At 39.0% G+C, this 16,394-nt stretch carries 18 protein-coding genes; 2 read left to right on the top strand and 16 right to left on the bottom strand.

The annotated features are described in order from the left end of the window. Positions 1-2: 2 nt before the first annotated feature. A complete protein-coding gene (locus tag H6G79_RS22390) occupies positions 3-701 on the top strand; it encodes a hypothetical protein (protein ID WP_190592087.1) in 699 nt (232 codons plus the stop codon). Between the two features lie 3 nt (positions 702-704). On the opposite strand, the gene H6G79_RS22395 is transcribed toward H6G79_RS22390, so the two are convergent. From H6G79_RS22395 to H6G79_RS22415, 5 genes are all read right to left on the bottom strand, one after another. After that, positions 705-1,376 carry a hypothetical protein gene (locus H6G79_RS22395; protein WP_190592086.1) on the bottom strand — a complete coding sequence of 224 codons (672 nt, stop codon included), beginning with the start codon at positions 1,374-1,376 and terminating at the stop codon, positions 705-707. A 78-nt stretch (positions 1,377-1,454) separates the two neighbouring features. Continuing rightward, a complete protein-coding gene (locus tag H6G79_RS22400; protein ID WP_190592085.1) occupies positions 1,455-2,330 on the bottom strand; it encodes a DNA polymerase III subunit delta' in 876 nt (291 codons plus the stop codon). Next, on the bottom strand, positions 2,327-3,286 hold the full coding sequence (holA, locus tag H6G79_RS22405; protein WP_190592084.1) for a DNA polymerase III subunit delta: 960 nt from the start codon (positions 3,284-3,286) through the stop codon (positions 2,327-2,329). The genes H6G79_RS22400 and holA overlap by 4 nt, the downstream gene beginning before the upstream one ends. 120 nt (positions 3,287-3,406) lie before the next feature. Next, the gene (locus H6G79_RS22410) at positions 3,407-4,189 is read right to left on the bottom strand and encodes a hypothetical protein (protein ID WP_190592083.1); all 783 of its coding nucleotides are present in this window, start codon (positions 4,187-4,189) and stop codon (positions 3,407-3,409) included. Positions 4,190-4,273: 84 nt separating this feature from the next. Next, the gene (locus H6G79_RS22415; RefSeq protein ID WP_190592082.1) at positions 4,274-6,094 is read right to left on the bottom strand and encodes a 3'-5' exonuclease; all 1,821 of its coding nucleotides are present in this window, start codon (positions 6,092-6,094) and stop codon (positions 4,274-4,276) included. Between the two features lie 146 nt (positions 6,095-6,240). Between H6G79_RS22415 and H6G79_RS22420 the strand changes: the two genes are divergently transcribed. Beyond that, on the top strand, positions 6,241-6,867 hold the full coding sequence (locus H6G79_RS22420) for a 2-phosphoglycerate kinase (RefSeq protein ID WP_190592081.1): 627 nt from the start codon (positions 6,241-6,243) through the stop codon (positions 6,865-6,867). A gap of 109 nt (positions 6,868-6,976) precedes the next feature. Here the strand turns inward: H6G79_RS22420 and dnaX are convergent, their stop codons facing one another. The 11 genes from dnaX to H6G79_RS22475 form a co-directional block, all read right to left on the bottom strand. Beyond that, positions 6,977-8,266 carry a DNA polymerase III subunit gamma/tau gene (gene dnaX / locus H6G79_RS22425; RefSeq protein WP_190592080.1) on the bottom strand — a complete coding sequence of 430 codons (1,290 nt, stop codon included), beginning with the start codon at positions 8,264-8,266 and terminating at the stop codon, positions 6,977-6,979. A 62-nt stretch (positions 8,267-8,328) separates the two neighbouring features. Further along, positions 8,329-9,699, bottom strand: coding sequence for a DNA polymerase III subunit beta (dnaN, locus tag H6G79_RS22430; protein ID WP_190592079.1), 1,371 nt, complete (start codon positions 9,697-9,699; stop codon positions 8,329-8,331). An 80-nt stretch (positions 9,700-9,779) separates the two neighbouring features. Further along, complete coding sequence (locus tag H6G79_RS22435; protein ID WP_190592078.1) at positions 9,780-10,772, bottom strand: DUF5895 domain-containing protein; 993 nt, start codon at positions 10,770-10,772, stop codon at positions 9,780-9,782. A gap of 111 nt (positions 10,773-10,883) precedes the next feature. After that, entirely contained in the window at positions 10,884-11,171 is a 288-nt protein-coding gene (locus tag H6G79_RS22440) for a hypothetical protein (RefSeq protein WP_190592077.1), read from the bottom strand. Between the two features lie 220 nt (positions 11,172-11,391). Continuing rightward, a complete protein-coding gene (locus H6G79_RS22445; RefSeq protein WP_242048515.1) occupies positions 11,392-12,447 on the bottom strand; it encodes an SAM-dependent DNA methyltransferase in 1,056 nt (351 codons plus the stop codon). Next, a complete protein-coding gene (locus H6G79_RS22450) occupies positions 12,410-12,757 on the bottom strand; it encodes a hypothetical protein (protein ID WP_190592076.1) in 348 nt (115 codons plus the stop codon). The genes H6G79_RS22445 and H6G79_RS22450 overlap by 38 nt, the downstream gene beginning before the upstream one ends. Next, positions 12,754-13,437 carry a hypothetical protein gene (locus tag H6G79_RS22455; protein ID WP_190592075.1) on the bottom strand — a complete coding sequence of 228 codons (684 nt, stop codon included), beginning with the start codon at positions 13,435-13,437 and terminating at the stop codon, positions 12,754-12,756. The genes H6G79_RS22450 and H6G79_RS22455 overlap by 4 nt, the downstream gene beginning before the upstream one ends. A 44-nt stretch (positions 13,438-13,481) precedes the next feature. Then, positions 13,482-14,339 (bottom strand): ThiF family adenylyltransferase, encoded by an 858-nt coding sequence (locus tag H6G79_RS22460; protein ID WP_190592074.1) that lies wholly within the window; start codon positions 14,337-14,339, stop codon positions 13,482-13,484. Then, positions 14,327-14,923 (bottom strand): Mov34/MPN/PAD-1 family protein, encoded by a 597-nt coding sequence (locus tag H6G79_RS22465; RefSeq protein WP_190592073.1) that lies wholly within the window; start codon positions 14,921-14,923, stop codon positions 14,327-14,329. The genes H6G79_RS22460 and H6G79_RS22465 overlap by 13 nt, the downstream gene beginning before the upstream one ends. A gap of 2 nt (positions 14,924-14,925) precedes the next feature. Continuing rightward, positions 14,926-15,648, bottom strand: coding sequence for a prokaryotic E2 ligase family D protein (locus tag H6G79_RS22470; protein WP_190592072.1), 723 nt, complete (start codon positions 15,646-15,648; stop codon positions 14,926-14,928). Next, positions 15,645-16,373, bottom strand: a complete 729-nt coding sequence (locus H6G79_RS22475) for a hypothetical protein (RefSeq protein ID WP_190592071.1) — start codon at positions 16,371-16,373, stop codon at positions 15,645-15,647. The genes H6G79_RS22470 and H6G79_RS22475 overlap by 4 nt, the downstream gene beginning before the upstream one ends. Positions 16,374-16,394: the final 21 nt, after the last annotated feature.

Raw genomic sequence — 16,394 nt, forward strand, 5'->3', positions numbered from 1 at the left:
TTATGAAAAAATATTTATTTATAGGATTATTATTCTTACTGGTTGGATGTTCATCTCCAGAAAAAGAAAATAAAGTTTCAGCTATAGAATCGAATCCTTCACCTACGCCTTCATTATCCTCAGCTAATGTTAATAATGCTACGCCGTCGTTAAATTCAGAAGTGTTACCTGATTTATCAAATAAAGAGAAGCTTGGAGAAGTTAGTGCAGAGAACGACTTAATTGACTCGTTTTATTTTGATGGTAATGGTGTAAAAGTGAGTTTGACTGTAACGGCTGATAAAGCTTGTTTTATCTACGTGCGGCGTAGTACTCCAGACCGAGTTGGTGAGGTTGAAATTGAGTCACTACAGCGCGAAAAGTTAGGTCTGTGGCGTTCGTATAATACCCAGCGTCTTCTAACTCAACCTGCTGGCAATAGACTAAGCGTTTATTCATCAAGTGAGGAACTTTCTTCTACTTATGAAAATCCTGCTATATCACCAGAAATTCTTGTAGCAGCAAAAGAATTGAAGGAGCGTGAAAAATCATTTAAATTACTTTTGCGTCAGGACTTGAGGGCAAGTGATTCAGCAAGACGAATTTATGTCAATCAGTGTCAGAAATTAGGCAATTTTTATTACAAGGAAGAACTTCCTCCTCTCACGGACAAAGAGAGGAAGGAATTTGGGAGGAGTGTTGAAAAAAGTACTAACAATTAGTTATTAAAACAGTGACAATTGCTCCATCTTAGTATTACTTTCAGTTGAATTTGCTGTAACAGGGTGTTTGTTGTTCTTTGAAGACTTCTTACCCCATCCCTCTTTCGCCGCGTGTTTGACTACACGAGAACGAATATCAGCAGCCAGGGTTTCATAATCAGAGCGAATTTTGTCATACGAAACTGGAGTTGTACCAATCTTCTCCCAGAGGTTTTCGTAGTTAAAATTCTTGAAAGGTCTGTGCCTAACGAGGGCATCATAACTTGCCCAGAGATAAACATCTGTCCATTGGGATGATAGCGGCACTTCAAAAGCAATTGGCATCATCAGTGCAACAACTTCGCTACTAGAAGCGAGTTTACCTACTTTTCCCTTGTCTATCTCTTGTAAAGCTGCATCTAATCTATCAACTGCGATCGCGCGCCAAACCCAGGACGGAACTGTCTGTTGCCAGCCGTTCTGCTGAGTGACAATTGGCCCGGCGATGTATTGAACAATTTCACGACTTGCTCCTGCTAGATCGAGTAGGCTGGCTGTTACAGCTTTGTTAATCCCTTGGCTGGTTAGTAGCTGAAGTATCTTTCTAGTGCTAGGGTTTAATATTTCGCTGGTTTTTTGGCTTTTACTGTTACGGATGGTTTCTTCGACATCGAATAAACTGTGCTGCTGGTTCATATCTTTTATGTGTAAACAAATACTGCCAGCTAGAAATACTTCTAACTGGCAGTGCTTTTTGATAATGAGTGGGTTTTGTTATGGCAGAAGTAGGCTATCCCAAACGCTTCTGGGCGTAACGTGATGCAGTAATTGCTTTCTTGCTTGAGTAAATTTAGCTAGTAGCTTAGTGCTTTTTAATTTCTGCCACCAGTTGTATTGCAGGTAGGTAAGCAACCATAACTGCGTCTGGTGATTCCAGCTTGAGATGGAGTTACTCAAACTGAGTGCCTTGAGGATATCGTCAGGAGGCACTTCCAGTTGACTTGTGATTTCTTGTGAGATGGAAGCTAACATTTTAATATTGGCGATCGCTTGACCAGGACTGCCGGAACTGATAGCTAGTATTTTTTCTGTTACCTCAATTTGTTGGTCTTTAAGGACAGAAATAACCTCCTCATCAGTTAACCTTTGGAAAGGTATGATTTGACACCTACTCTTGATAGTGGGTAATAGCTTTTGAGGATAGGATGATATCAGAATAAACGTTCCAGTTTTAGGTTCTTCCAGCGTCTTGAGAAGTTTGTTAGCGGCGGTAGGGTTAAGCATATCTGCTTCGTGGATAATCACAACCTTTTGCTTGCCCTCGACTGCACTAGTTGAGAGAAATTCAATTACCTCGCGCACCTGTTCTACTCGGATACCAGGGACACTTTTCTGCTGGGAGGTGTTTTCGGTATAGGTTGGTTTGATTTGTAAGATGTCTAGATGTTTAGATTCTCCTGCGATCGCGGATCGATTTCCTCTTGAGAGTATTGCATTTGCGAATGCCAAAGCAATTTTTCCTTTGCCCACTCCCTCAACTTCGCTGCTAAATAGATATGCGGGAGCAATTTGATTATGTTCAATTGCTTTAGTTAGTAGAAGTTTGGCGGTATGCTGTCCGATGATTTCTGTAAATAAGTCGTTTTTCATATCGTGCAAATTTCGATAATTCGGCTAGTTAAATTGTTAGTGCCGCTTTTGAGTTCGGTTTCGAGTTTTAAAAGTAAGGTAAGGCTGTTTTTCAGTTTTTGAATGCCTACAAAATTGATTTCATCTTTGAGGTAATACAATCTTTTGGGGTTCTTCAATTCGGCTATTTCTGCAATCTTCATGTCAGATAATTTAGCTTCTAAACCACCTTTAGTTATTAGCCAAGTGCGAAAAACTGACGTAAGAGTTGCTACTATTTTGAGTGGATGTTCATTACTATCTAGTAGTTTATCTACCTGCGCTATTGCCAAGTTTGAATGATTCCTTAACATAGCCATAGTAAGCTTTTGATACTCAGTATTGTGATTACTAACTAATTGTTTTATTTCCTCAAAGGAAATAATTTTTTCACTTGCATAAATAGCAAGTTTAGCAAATTCGCTATCGGCTCTTGCAGTGTTATTACCAATTGCTTCAACCAAATAATCAGTCACATCCGGTGTAAGTTTAACTTGATGGATAGCTGCATACTTCCCTATCAAATTAACTATCCCCTTTTTATCCCAACAAGGAACGAGAGGAAACTCTTCTTGTTGAGCATATTTTAAGATAGTTTTCACTACTGTTCTTCGGGAATCTGGCTTTTTGTTACTAGTAATTAAAAGAATGTTACTTGCAGGGATTCGAGAAAGTTGATTTTCAAGTCCTTGGTTATTATCCTCATTTGATAAACCTCCAATTAAATGATCGCTGTCTGTATGAACAATTTTATTACCATCTCCAAAGGGTAAAGTCATAACCTCAGTAAAAACCTTAGCAGCAATATTTTTCTCATTTCCAGATAGCTTGATGTAGTTAAAAGCTTTCCATTCAGTATGAACATTTTGATTCACCAAATGGTTTATTTTTTGATTGAGCGAATAGGTATCTTCGCCGTAGTATAGGTATACTGGCATCACAAATTAGATAAACATCTAATTATCATGCGTTAGTTATAAGCAGTGGTTAAAAAAAGAAGAGTTAGTATTAACTCTTTCTGCTTGGTATTTATTATGTGTGACCAGTAAATACCTTACTTAAGTTTGTGCTGGTTGTACGAAATTTTGAATTGAGTCTTTCTCAATATGGTTCTCTACTGGTTTATTACCCAAGTATCTGCGCCAAGAATCTAACTGTTGAAGATACTCTATTACTCCACTAGAACCAGCTACCTCGTATAGTGTAATAGCTGTTTCCCATTCCTTTAAGTCGGCTTGTTTCTCTGAGAGAATTTTGACTATAGCTTCGGGAAGTTTAGTGTCTTTACCAGTATCTAAATTTAAGTGTGGTGTGTTTTCTAGTAATATTTTTTGTCCAGATAGAGTAACACCATCATCTTCTATATTTGTAGTATGAAGTTGAATACTAATCTCTGTTAGAGGAAGAGTATATTGAAGAAATTTTTTAACTTTTTTGGTTTGAGTATTTCTCCTTTTTGGTTTAATGATAACTGGGTTGTTTGGTTCTGCAACTTCGTAACATTGAGGGAGTTCTAGAGAGAGTTGACCTGTTAAGTGCCATGATGCGCTTCGTTTTTCTGGTGGGGTAATGCGATAAGAGAACTCAGATGTTTTCCTGGGGTCGCCAGACTTTCTTAATTTGACCCACATGTTGTAGCTGATAATTCCTTGAATGTAAGTTTTCGGGTCTAATATTACTGGGTTTGTGTTTTCCCACCACTCAATTTGAACTACGCGATCGCCATCTAATTCGTAGATAGTTCTAACTCTGGCATTAGGATGAGACGACAGGAATGAGTTTACCCAAGCCCTTTGCTTTTTATTAAGCCTGGGCTTGCGAGAAGAGGATTTATTTTTCATTAGTTACAGACAAATCAGAATGTATGAATTTGAAAAACCTTTATATTTAGTGCCTTCAAAATTTACCTAAAATCTCAACTTTGTTCATTTAAAAAGAGATAACTGACGTTTGTTACTTTCTAGTGTTGCAGGAGCAGCTATTTTAAGAATTTCTTCTCGCCTTTTTTCAATAAAATGAAGATAGTATTGACGTGAGTAATTCTCATTACTGCTGATATTGGTTATGCCACTAATTCCGTAATAATAAGTGACTACATCTCCAGGTTTCCCTAGTTTGAGGATTTCTTTTTCGCCCTCTTTAATTTTGCGTGTGATTGCAAGTTTTTCTTTTGGATATTCCCTTGATAAAATCTGGGATTTGATGTGTACATAATAATCTTCTGCTGCTGATACATTTTGAATTAGCAGGGTTAAATACTCAATAGAAAACTCTTTCTCCAGTTGAGAGCGATCGCGGTTGCGCCAGTTGCCTTTAGTGATGATTTTCCCGTCTGGAAGCCATAAAAGGTAATTTTTGGTTCCCCGTTCGGGGATAAACATAGCGTCAGCGATAAACTCTAGCTTGACAGTTATCCCTTTAGGCAATTGAGATTGAAGTAAACTACGTACCTCTTCTGGGTTGGGATGGGTGAAAAACACTCCATCGGTGTCAACTTCCACAGGAGTACCGCCGTGCCGAGTGATAATTTCAATCATTAGCTTGAGTACTTTTCGACTGTAGGCTGTAACTAATGCAGCAGCCTCCATATCATTGAAGGCGAGTTCAGAGGTGCCGAAGAATCCAAACTCGGAGTTAGCTAAAACCTTGACGGATTCTCTTTTTTCCTTAGCAGCAATATCTCCAGCAGATGCAAGTTGTTCCAACCTAAATTTTTCATTCACCAAATATTGCAGAATACTTAGCCCAATACGTTCTGTATCTTTAATTGAGCAAATACCCTTGTCTAGCATTGCCCAAGGGTGCATTGAGCTAATATCTGCATATCCAACCCTTCTATACAGTCCAGGAATAGAGTAAGCCATCCCTCCTTGAAATTTGTACTTGCGATCGGGTTTTGGTTTATAACCTGGATAATGATGCTCAAATATTCGTTCCCATTTAGTACCATTACCAGCAAGTGTTAGCTGCTGGAGATTCATTTCCGGTACAATTAGTGCTTCGTAATAGTATGAGGGTACAAGTCTATTCGCAATTAGCCGGGTGTCTTCAAGGTCGTAGACAAGATACTCTTTCAGGCGTTTCCATCCCTTACTGTTGGGGCCATCTTTCCAACAACTGAGGATTTCTTCATAGGGAAGAACTAGCCTAGTCTTCTGGCGCAGTCCCATGTCCAATACAGCCTTTTTGAGCGATCTGCCGTTAGTTAGCTTTTTGGCTATGAAATCCCACCTCAGAACGCAGATATAAATGTCTACGTGTTGGCTATTTTGGATGAACACCTCCTGAATTTTTAGTGGCTCGCCCCGTACTTGGGCAGTACGAATAGTCCGAGATTTAGATGCAACTTTAAATGGGTGTTTTATACCGTGCAAGTTGCATCGCGTAATAATAAATGGAATATCAAATGCCATCCCGTTATAGGTGAAAATGACATCTGGATTTCTTTTACTGAGATGGTTGATAAATTTGGTCAGTATTTTAGCTTCTGAGATATCCATGAAAATAGTAGAATATCCCCTTGAATCCATACAACCAATAGCATAGATACGGCTTTCAAAGGGGTTTATTCCTGCTGTTTCGATATCGACAAATATTTGTGAAAGTTCCTGATACGGCTTGAGTTGTATTTTGGGCTGCCAAGGTTTTATTGGAGAGGGGTCTTTCCAATAAATGTTTAGTTTGTCTTCATCAACAACGATTATTCCTCTAGATTTTTTTACAAAATCTCTGTGGTTATAATTCATTAATTAGAGATTTTCCTAATTCATGTTGATATTAATTTTTAACTATCAACTTAATTGCGTATGCTGCTGTGGTAGTAAATGTTAATTTATTTGGTTATTTGATTAAATAAATAAAATACAGAAATAAGTATGGTTAATCAGTACTTATGAATGAATTAAGTAATGAAACACGAGTGATTTTAATTGGTGGCTCTTCTCATGTAGGCAAATCCACCCTTGGCCAATCTTTGGCGGCGAAGCTTGGTTGGAGTTATCGTTCTACAGACAAACTCGCTCGACATCCTGGACATCCTTGGGTGGGTGTAAATAGAAATGCTATTTCAGAACACGTAGCAGAACATTATGGAACTTTGTCTGTTGACGCTCTTTTTGTAGATGTATTGTCGCATTATGAGAAAAATGTGTTACCGCAAGTCGAGATTATCGTTCATTCTCATGCGTCTGATTTATCAACGGAATGCCTTATCCTTGAAGGCTCTGCATTATGGCCTGAATTTGTAGCGAATTTAGTTAGCGAAAATGGTGTTAAAGCGATTTGGCTTACGGCTAGTGACCAACTCTTCTCTTACCGAATCTTTAGTGAAAGTAATTTTTATAATGTAAGTGAGGATAAAAAGCACCTAATTCAAAAGTTTTTAGACCGTACCTTATTATATAATAAACGCATGAGGGAGAAGGTTGAAAATCTCGGATTTATATGTATTGACGTAGAATCTGTGTCAGTGGCAGACGAACTTTCAAAGAAATGTATGGAATTAATGCAGGTTACCTAAATGAGAGTATTTTAATAAATATTAAGCCCTTTAGTAGTTTGAGCATTTTAACTGTTACTAGAAAACTATAAAAGGAGGGTTATTACTATAGTTATAACCCTCCTTAAAGTTAAGCTTGCTGTAGTTGTTTTTGTTGCAGCTTTTGGACAGCTTCTACCCAAGCTGGTGCCTTTTTACCATTAATAGGTGTCAGCTTTTGCCAGTGTTCTTGTAACTGCGCTTGTGTTAAGTGGGGTAACTGTTCCTTGCCCCAGTTAATCGCATCTTGAGCAGTTTTCCAATCTTTCCAGGGTTGTGATTGGTGACTACCCTTGTTGGTTGGCACTATCTCGACAAGTGTAGCTTCTAACCAAAGGTGCGCGTCTTCATCCCGCATGAGATTTTGGCGTGCCATTAAAAGTGCGATCGCGTTTCGGATCTGGTCGATATTCCACAACTGCGAGATACTTACTAATTCCTCCCAGGTGTCCTCTTCTAGCTGTGTAAGATATCTGCCATTGGGATTAGTTTTGCACACAAGTAAGTCTTTGAGGAAGTTGACAAGACTTGTATGGATGGCAGTTGGCTGTTTACCAGATTCAATCCAATCTTGAAGGATGCCTAAATTGCCCGTAATTTCTCCTTTGATGATATTTTCACAGACGGTGAGTAAATCGTATTCGGGAATAGTGCCTGATAGTTCCCAAACCCAGTTAGAAGTAATTTCCTCTTCACCTAGTAAAGTTAACTGATCTAAAAGTTTGAGTGAGTCGCGCAGATGTCCCTTGTTTGCTTTAGCTACGGCGGTAACTGCTGATGGCGCAATGTTGATACTTTCTTGGTGAGATATTTGTTCTAGGTAGCTTGCAACTAGCGAGACAGGAACTCTCTTAAAGTCAAACTTTTGGCAACGGGAGACAATGGTTTCTGGAACTTTGTGTAACTCGGTTGTGCAGAAGATAAATACTACATGACGGGGAGGGCTTTCAATGGTTTTGAGGAGTGCTTGCCACGATTGGCTGCTTAGAGCATGACATTCATCAATAATGAATATTTTGAATCTACCTTCCACTGGTGCAAACTGGATAGTGGATATAAGCTCTCGGATCAGTTCTACTCCACTATTGCTTGCTGCATCCAGTTCGGTTACATCAACAGAAGAAGATGCTGTAATTCCCTTGCATGAATTGCATTCTCCACAGGGCTTGGTTGTCGGCTCATTGCTTGATTGACAGTTGAGGGATTTAGCGATGATGCGGGCGGTACTGGTTTTGCCCGTACCTTTGGGGCCACTAAATAGGTAAGCAGGTGCAATCTTTTGGAGAGCGATCGCATTTATGAGAGTGCGAACGATATGTTCTTGTCCAATAACTTCACTAAGAGTCTGGGGACGGTATTTGAGATGTAGTGGTTGGTACATAGTTCTTTCCAATAATTTATTTTAAATTCCTCCTACCAGTTATCTGGTAGGAGAGTTTGCTTTTATACAGAAGCAGCCTCTTTCTTGGCTCGTGTACGCGAACTTGGCTTACTTTTGTTACTAGCTTTGGCCTCAGCTGTTGATGTCTCTACTTCCGAGGTTTCACCATTGCTTTCCGTTTGAGAAGTCTGAGTATTATTTATGGCTTCTTCTAGTTCGGCTACTACAGTAGTTTCTGTTGTTTCTAATGCTTCAGGAGTTTTCTCTGCTGTTGTCGTTTTGCTTGGGGTGGATTTATTTTCAAACCCCTGCTTAATTTCTACAGGCATTACCAGATACAGCTGATTGAGCAGTCCTCCCATCGGGCAGATAATAACTGGTTGCGTGGGTTTGTTACACCGCACCACGATTTCATCAGTACTGATGTGCTTTAATCCTTCGAGAAGGTAATCGATATTTAATCCAATACTGATGTTTTCTGAATGACTAGTTGCTGGTTTCATCAGTACCGAGTCAACTGCATCCCCGATATCAGTAGCTTCAGTGTATAGTGTTGCCTGTGTAGCTTCCAATTCCCAGAGAATTTTGACAACCTTTTGCTTGCGTTCGGCTAGATAACTTACCCGCTTCAGTGCGCTCTCAAATCCCTTGCGTTCTAATGTAAATTCATACTCAAATGTTCTGGGAATCAAACTATTGATTTTGGGGTATTCTCCCTCTAAAAGTCGGGAAATGACCTTTGTATTAGGAAGACTAAACTCAATAGTTTTATTTGATAGAAGAATATTGCACACGCTTGTATCGGCACTTTGAGAGAGAATTTTGTTTAACTCGCCAAGTGACTTACCTGGAACAGTAAAGTCAATTGGGTCAGAATATTCGCTATCAAGTATTCCTGTGACTAGTGCTAATTTGTGACCATTTGTACTAGCAGCTTGCCACTTATTGGTATCAATTTTGAAGTTGACACCAGTTAAAACTAACTTTGTTTCGTCACCATTGGTGCAATAGAGTGTCCCTTCAAGTGCAGCTTGGAGTTTCTTGGCACTTAAATTTACTTCTATTGGATTTTCTCCCTTGGGAAGAGTTGGAAACTCGTCAGGTTTTCCGCCAATCAGACGGCATTTACCGCTATTGTGAGTAATTATGCAGGCTTGGTTTTCTACCTCTAAGGTAATTTCTCCTCTGACATTGTTAATAGTGTCAGTTAATAGTTTGGCTGGTAGTGCTACCTGACCTGAAGTTTCTACATTAGCCGTCGTTGTAGTATGAATTGTGAGGTTAAGGTTTGTTCCTGTTGCTGATACCATCCCATCTTCATTTGCTATCAGTAAGATATTTCCTAAAATTGGGTCAGTAGGTTTAGGACTAATTGCTAGATAAGCGGTTTCTAGAATTTCTGCGAGTTTAGATTGTTCAATGTTTAGTTTCATTTGTTATTTTGCTTTTAGTAGATGATGTTTTAACGGGTGCTAGAAATAGCACCCTTTTCGGTTACATGAGATAGTTTTTTTTAGTAGGGCAGTTCTTCCATCTCAGTACTGTATGCTGTATAAGCTTGACCTGCTGTACTAGGAGGAAGTGCTGCTACTGGCATATCAGCTGCACCTACCAGGCGATTATGTTCTGCTACAACGGTTGATGTTTTACCGATGCGGTGAGAGAATTCGGGGTTTGCCTGCATTGTTGTTTGGATATCGATTTCTTTGCCTTCTGAGAAGAATTCGAGAAAATCGCTTCCATCGGGGTTTGGTGATTTATAGGAAGTGACAACTGCTACCCAAGATTTATCTCTTTGATTGACTGCTTCTTTAGGTTCAAGAGATGGCGTAAAGGTGGGTTGAAATACACCGAGGCGATGAAACTCTGCACGTTTTTCAGCAACAGTTGTATCAGTAAATCGGGCGAATGCAACCTCTAGTTCGCGTTGGAACTGTTTATAAGCCTCGCCAAATTTTGATGATGCAACGCCTTTAATTGATAAGACAATTGGTACTGAGTGCAGGTTATGATTATTTTCATCAACAAGCTGCAATAAGTAGAACCTTCTCAATACTGCGGCATCTTTGCCAAGTGCTTGGTACATTTCGTACCCATCAGGTGATTCGTACACTCCTACAATTTTGCCGTCATCGCGCTGTTCAATATATCTGGGAGAAACATCAAGAATGTGCATCCTGGGCGATTGCAACAACACTCCCATTTCTGGCGTGCCACTAGAGAAGGTGTGCTTGTGTGTAGGTTCTTGTCCTTGCCAGTTAATTGCTGCTAAGTATTTATCTTTGATAAACAACCCGACTTTTTCTGCTTCCATGTGATTGATTACTTGGCAGATGCAGATATTACTAATCGGCGCATTGTACTCAGGATTTGCAAATTTAGAAATAGCTAATTTACGCTTTTGTATTTTTGTACTATTTTGAACTGTTTGTTCAGGGGGTTCAGACTGGGATACTGTGCTTTCTTCAGTAGCAGAATTAGTAGGCTTTGTTTGACTTTTTGGCATAATTTTAATTAATTGAAATCAATCTTTAATGCGTAAAGCAAAAAGTCGTTGTAAAAAATAAAAGTCGTCTGTTGTTAAGACGACTTGAAAGATTGATTGATGCTTAGTTATTTAGATGAACTTTTCATCACACTCTCCCCTTAAGTCTGTAAAGCTGTCAATGGAAGTATCTCCCTGAATAATTTCAGTTTTAGTATTTATAAGTGTCTGGTAGATTTGCTGAAGACTGATGATAATTTGTCTAAGAATAGATGTGTTTTCAGTTGTGAAAGTCAATGACACAGATGCCATGCTTGAATTATGAATTGCGACTGTTTGTTCTTCAGGAGATCCATAACTAGTTATTTGACTGTCTTTACCAGGAATAAATCTATAAGAAGCAATAGTTTCAATTGCCATATTTATCTCCTTGTTCGTTGGGGTTTAATTTCAAGCATTTTATTACTAAGTTTGGTGATATTACTGACCTTCCAACCAGCAAGCTTGCACTTATTAAGTGCTACTTCTAACTCTTGCTGTGTAAGGATTTTGTATCTCATATATTGTCCCCATATAGGGAAAATATACGTGACATATTTAGTTTGATCAATTTGGCAGTATGCCATACGCTTGTAGTACACTATGGTTTAATGAGTTTAATGATTCTGGTAGCTACGTTTGTAGGATTATTTGAACTCAAGAAGGCATCTTTATCTACCATTTCCACATAGCTATTATTGGCTTGTAGCCAGCCTTTGAAGGTTTTGTACTTACGATTGAAGAAAACTGATTCAGGTATAACTGAAACTAATACACCACCCGGTACGAGTAACTTCCAAGCCTGGTAGATATGTTGGACAAGTTCACAAAATGGAGGATTCATGATACAGGCATTGTACAAATGACTGGGGTTAAACTCCAGAAAATTTTTCCCTACGAGATTAAATCCTTTGAGTTCTAGAATTTGTCGTAAATCGTAATTAATCTCAACCACCTCTAGTTGAACATTAGGATAGGTATCAGTGATATACTCAGCAATATTTCCACTACCAGCACTAGGCTCTAAAATTTGCCAATTTGGTTTAATATCTGCCAGTTGAACAAGCCGTTGACAGACTAGTTTAGGAGTAGGGAAGAAATCTCCATCTTTCATCCCAATGATTTCTAACTCAAGCTTATTGAGTAGTTGCTTGGTAGTATCAATTGCTTCAGGTTTTACTACCCGTTGAATTTCTGTTATTGCGGATATGATTTCGCTTGGTGTATGTAATCCGGCGCGACTCAAAGACTTTACCCAGTCTCGGTAATATTCGCCTGCCAATTTTTCTTGGACTTTCTGAATTGTTTCTCCCATTTGGGAAATCCTAAATAAGGCTTCTACTTGCGATTTGTGAGATATACCGCGTAGTATTAGTGGGATATTTCCTGTTTCCCACATTTGTGCGATCGCAACTAACCAAGACTGGATAATCTCAAGTTCAATTCCTTCTTGGATTATCCCTTGAGCTATAGTTTTACGATGCTTTGTTACTCTTTGATTTCCAATAGCAGGATTTTTCTTTTGGTCGATTGTTGGCTGCATGGAAGCAGCTAAATTACGGAGGGCTTCTGCTTTTTCTAAATTAGGAATATTGAAAATATCTACTATAGGTGAATTATCATCGTTGTAGGGTAGATTTAGTAGAGATAGTTGCATTGCTTGATTCCTTTAAATCTTTGACGGCGCATTCAAGAATTAGGGAGGTTGGTACATTCCAAGCTTTTACCTCCCATTCAGTAGCTAATCGTTCTGAGTGACGGATAACTGCACTACTACATTTGTTTTTTCTGACGAGCCAATCTCTAAACTTTTCGCCTTGTTCTTTGGTATCGAACCCGAAGTAGCTGGTTTTTCTATTTCCCAAGGGGTCGGTAATGGTTGCTACCCGACGCGAGAGAATATTGAGCGTCCAACCACTGTTAGGACTGAGTTCGATTTTCGTGATATTTAATTCTGTTGGATTCATATTTCAACTTCAGGAATTGCTGCTAAATATTCCATAGTTGATATTTCTTTGGCTAGCCATTTATCATGTGCTTCTTGAGGGGTCATTTTGTGGACTAAAAGTTTTTTCTCTTTATCATCTTCTACAAAAGGAGCTAGTGTTTCTTCTAGCCGGGCTTTGAAATTTAAATGTTTAGCTTCAGAATAAGTAAACTGGTAAATACTATCAGTGTTAACGAACAAGTAAACCAAGCTAATTTGCTCCAATGGTATTCCAGTTTGTTCGTATAGGAGAAATAACCTCAGTTGAGTTTGCCATTTGCTCTCAAGAATTTCAAATTTAGGAGGTTTTTGTATTGTCCAGTCAAAACTAACTACTTGATTTTCACCGTAGATAATCAGGTCGCACTCGCTGTAGAGAAGAATGTCGTGGTATAAATATTGAAGTTGGGCGTTCCATTGTTTGTTGCCAGGAATATTTAGAAAAGGTTTTACCTTATCGACCCAGTTATTAATTTGGGGGTATGCCTTTAATAAAGCTTCGACTGGTAGCCCTAGCCCAATTTGTTGCATAATGAGGTGAAACTTACCGCCAGCAACTTCAGATTCACTTTTGATAGTTAGATTACGATAATTTATCGTTGATAAACATTCTGGATTCTGTTCAACTAGTTCAAGTGTTTTGTGATTAAAATGATTCATAAAAATATATCCCAAATTTAGTTTTTGGGATATATTTGCGTCAGCTATTTGTGGTAATTTGTTTGCGGAATATAGTATTTTTTGAGTTGGTCGATGCTTGTATATAAACTTCTAGTTGACATTGCTTTGAGGTCAAAATAACTGGCGAACTTTTTCAATCCCCCAGTGAGGGTTAATTCTAGTAAATACTGGGCTGCGATCGCACTCGTCATTTTATTAACGAATAGCGATTGATAATTCCGTGCTTGAATTTCTGCACATGAAAGGTTATTGTCAGTAAGTTCTTCTGGCTGAGGAATTAGCAGTTCTGGGTGAACCAGCACCGGGGAGGGAAGATGCAACCAGAATTGAGGTTTGTCTGGGTTATTGGAAGCTTGGACTATATCAAAATTAGAGTGCGTTCCAATTACTACTTGTCCAGAGTAGTTGCTGTTTCCACAATCCAGCCAAAATAGAGATGCTGGCTCATTTGCACTGTTGATTTTGAGAACAGAGTGAATTTTGCTCCTGGCGGCGCTGTTATCTACACAGCCAATAATTACCGTTAGGGTATTCCACCAACTAGCCGTGCGAATCATATCTTCTTCAAACCAGTCGCAAACGGCTGTAATCTCTATTCCATACTTGGCACTGCATCTTGCAGCCAGTGTTTCTGCCTTTGGTAGCCCAATTTCAGCTTGTTGATAATTTTGGCGGCTGATATTCTTGAGTTCGACAGTATCGCCATCAACGATCGCAAAGTTAATTTCTTTCCTAGTGCGCTGGAGTTGCAGAATAATTCGACATAAATCTTCTGCAAGAAACCCGCCTGTTCCTCCTATTCCTACTAAAACAAAGTTGATACGAGTATGATTGCGAGGTAAAACGGGTAAAGCTTGTTGGTAAGTAGTTAATTCAAGCATTTTACCTGTGGCGGCAGTTCAAAAATTTGATTGGGGTTGATGTCGAAAAAGTGATTGTATATCCCGATGCGGGTATAGATTGTAGGAATGGTATTCAGTGTGCCAATAATCGCGAACACTCGAAATTTGCCTTTTTCTTCCTGATTATCTGCACTTGAAGGATAAGCAGCTAGAGTTCCATGACTGTGCATTTCCACTAAGCTATCTGTATAGTTTTTATTGAGTGCGCTTTCTAAAGATAAGACATGAGTAGAGGACGCGGTTTGCAGTGGTGTATGACACCACCATTGGTTGTTTGTCACTCCCAAGTAGAATAGGATTTCCTGTTGGGGGTTGATACTAGCAGCATTGATAATCTCGGCGATCGCTTGGCTGGGGACTTTTGGGACTTTCAGACGAAAGTAGGGTTCAAGGGGTTGGAGTCCAGCGACTTGAGTTTGAGTTAGTTGCAAGCAAATCTCTAACTCGCGGCGGTGCGATCGCAAGAAAAGCCCATTTGCAGCCAGCCAGTATTCCTGGAGTTTTTGGCTGTAAGGAGGAAAGTTATTACTTGTAGCGAGGTGATAACCGATAAAAGGATTCATGGTTAACTGAACAAATGATTGATAATGTCTTCTGGGGTTGTGACTTTCCAGCTATGAACGGGAACAAGGTCACTTGAAGGGTAGGATTTAGCTTTAGATTCGTGTAATTTGATTAGCTGATTGCAGATATTATCGGGATGAGTTTTTGACTTGCCTTGAGACAAATCCTTGTTAAAAGGTGATTTCCAGAACAGATCCCAAACTTGGCTTATGGTTGCAGCACTGCACATACTGAGAGAATTTCCCCCAAAGCAAATACTAGAGTCGTCCCAAATATTAGGTAGAGGAGGCTTGTACAGTTGTGCGTCTGGTTTAAATACCCTCCCTTTAACTGCCCACAGGTAATATCTACTACCGCATCCAGCAAATAAGAATGCAGGCATAGGGACAGTCATTACTTCAGTTTCCTGTCCCATAATTTGAATTTGATATTTTTGGGGAGAGTAAAACTGAATAATGGCCTCTCCCTCTGGATTTTTACCCCACCAAATCGTGTTGCTAGAAAGCCATCCAGATGCAGCAGTTTTACTTGTGAAGGCTTTCTCTACTGCTTCAGGAGACAAGAATTTATATTTAGACTCTTTGCCTTCGCGTTCGACTAAAATAAACTGTCCTTTGAGGATAATTAACTGCCCTAGTAAATCATCTTGGGGAATATTGGCAAGCAGGATTTGGGAGACATTTTCTAAGTTGATTATTGGTAATATATTTGTGTCTACATTCATGCTTTTGATGCTTGGTTCCAAATTTTCACTGCTGCTTTTCGAGCAGAAAGAGATGTTTCTAACAAATGGCTAACCTCATTTGATTTCTCCATCATCGAGACGGCTTCTCGCCACTTTTGAGCGAGAAATACGATATTGTCATAAGTCCATTCCAGCCAATCGCTTGTTTCACACGTAATATCTAGCCAAATATTTTCAGTTGAGTAATCTATAATTCGTATGGCTATATCTAAATATTGCAGGGGACTTTTATAACGACGACATAGCCTTACAAATTTCTCGAAGTAAATTTCTTCTGCTGGAGCAATGTAGTCAGGAGTAAAACCAAAATTTAGTTTCCATTGGCTGATATTGTACCCTTGCCCCATCAATGAAAGTAGGAACTTCTCTGAGTATACCAGTTCCTCAAAATCTTCATTCCACCACTCAAGTCTTTGTGGTGAAACTAGAATACTATCACGTTCGGGATTAAATTCGATTTCATCGATATATTCTACTGGGAATAAATTTTCATTCACTAGGTTAATAAATTCAATTTCTCTATCTAGGTAAGCACTTGTTGGATGTGATTGTTTATTAATAGGTATGGTTGATTCTAACCATTTTTCTGGAAATAATCTTTGATACAGACTTAAGATATTTACTCGTTCGGAAAGATTTTCTAGGTAATTAATTGCTGTTATACAAGTAATAGGTATTTTGAATGAGTGTATGTTGCCAAGCATAATGAATCAGCCGCTACGAGT

Origin of the sequence: Anabaena sp. FACHB-83 (assembly GCF_014697485.1) — a bacterium.
GTDB lineage: Bacteria > Cyanobacteriota > Cyanobacteriia > Cyanobacteriales > Nostocaceae > Nostoc_B.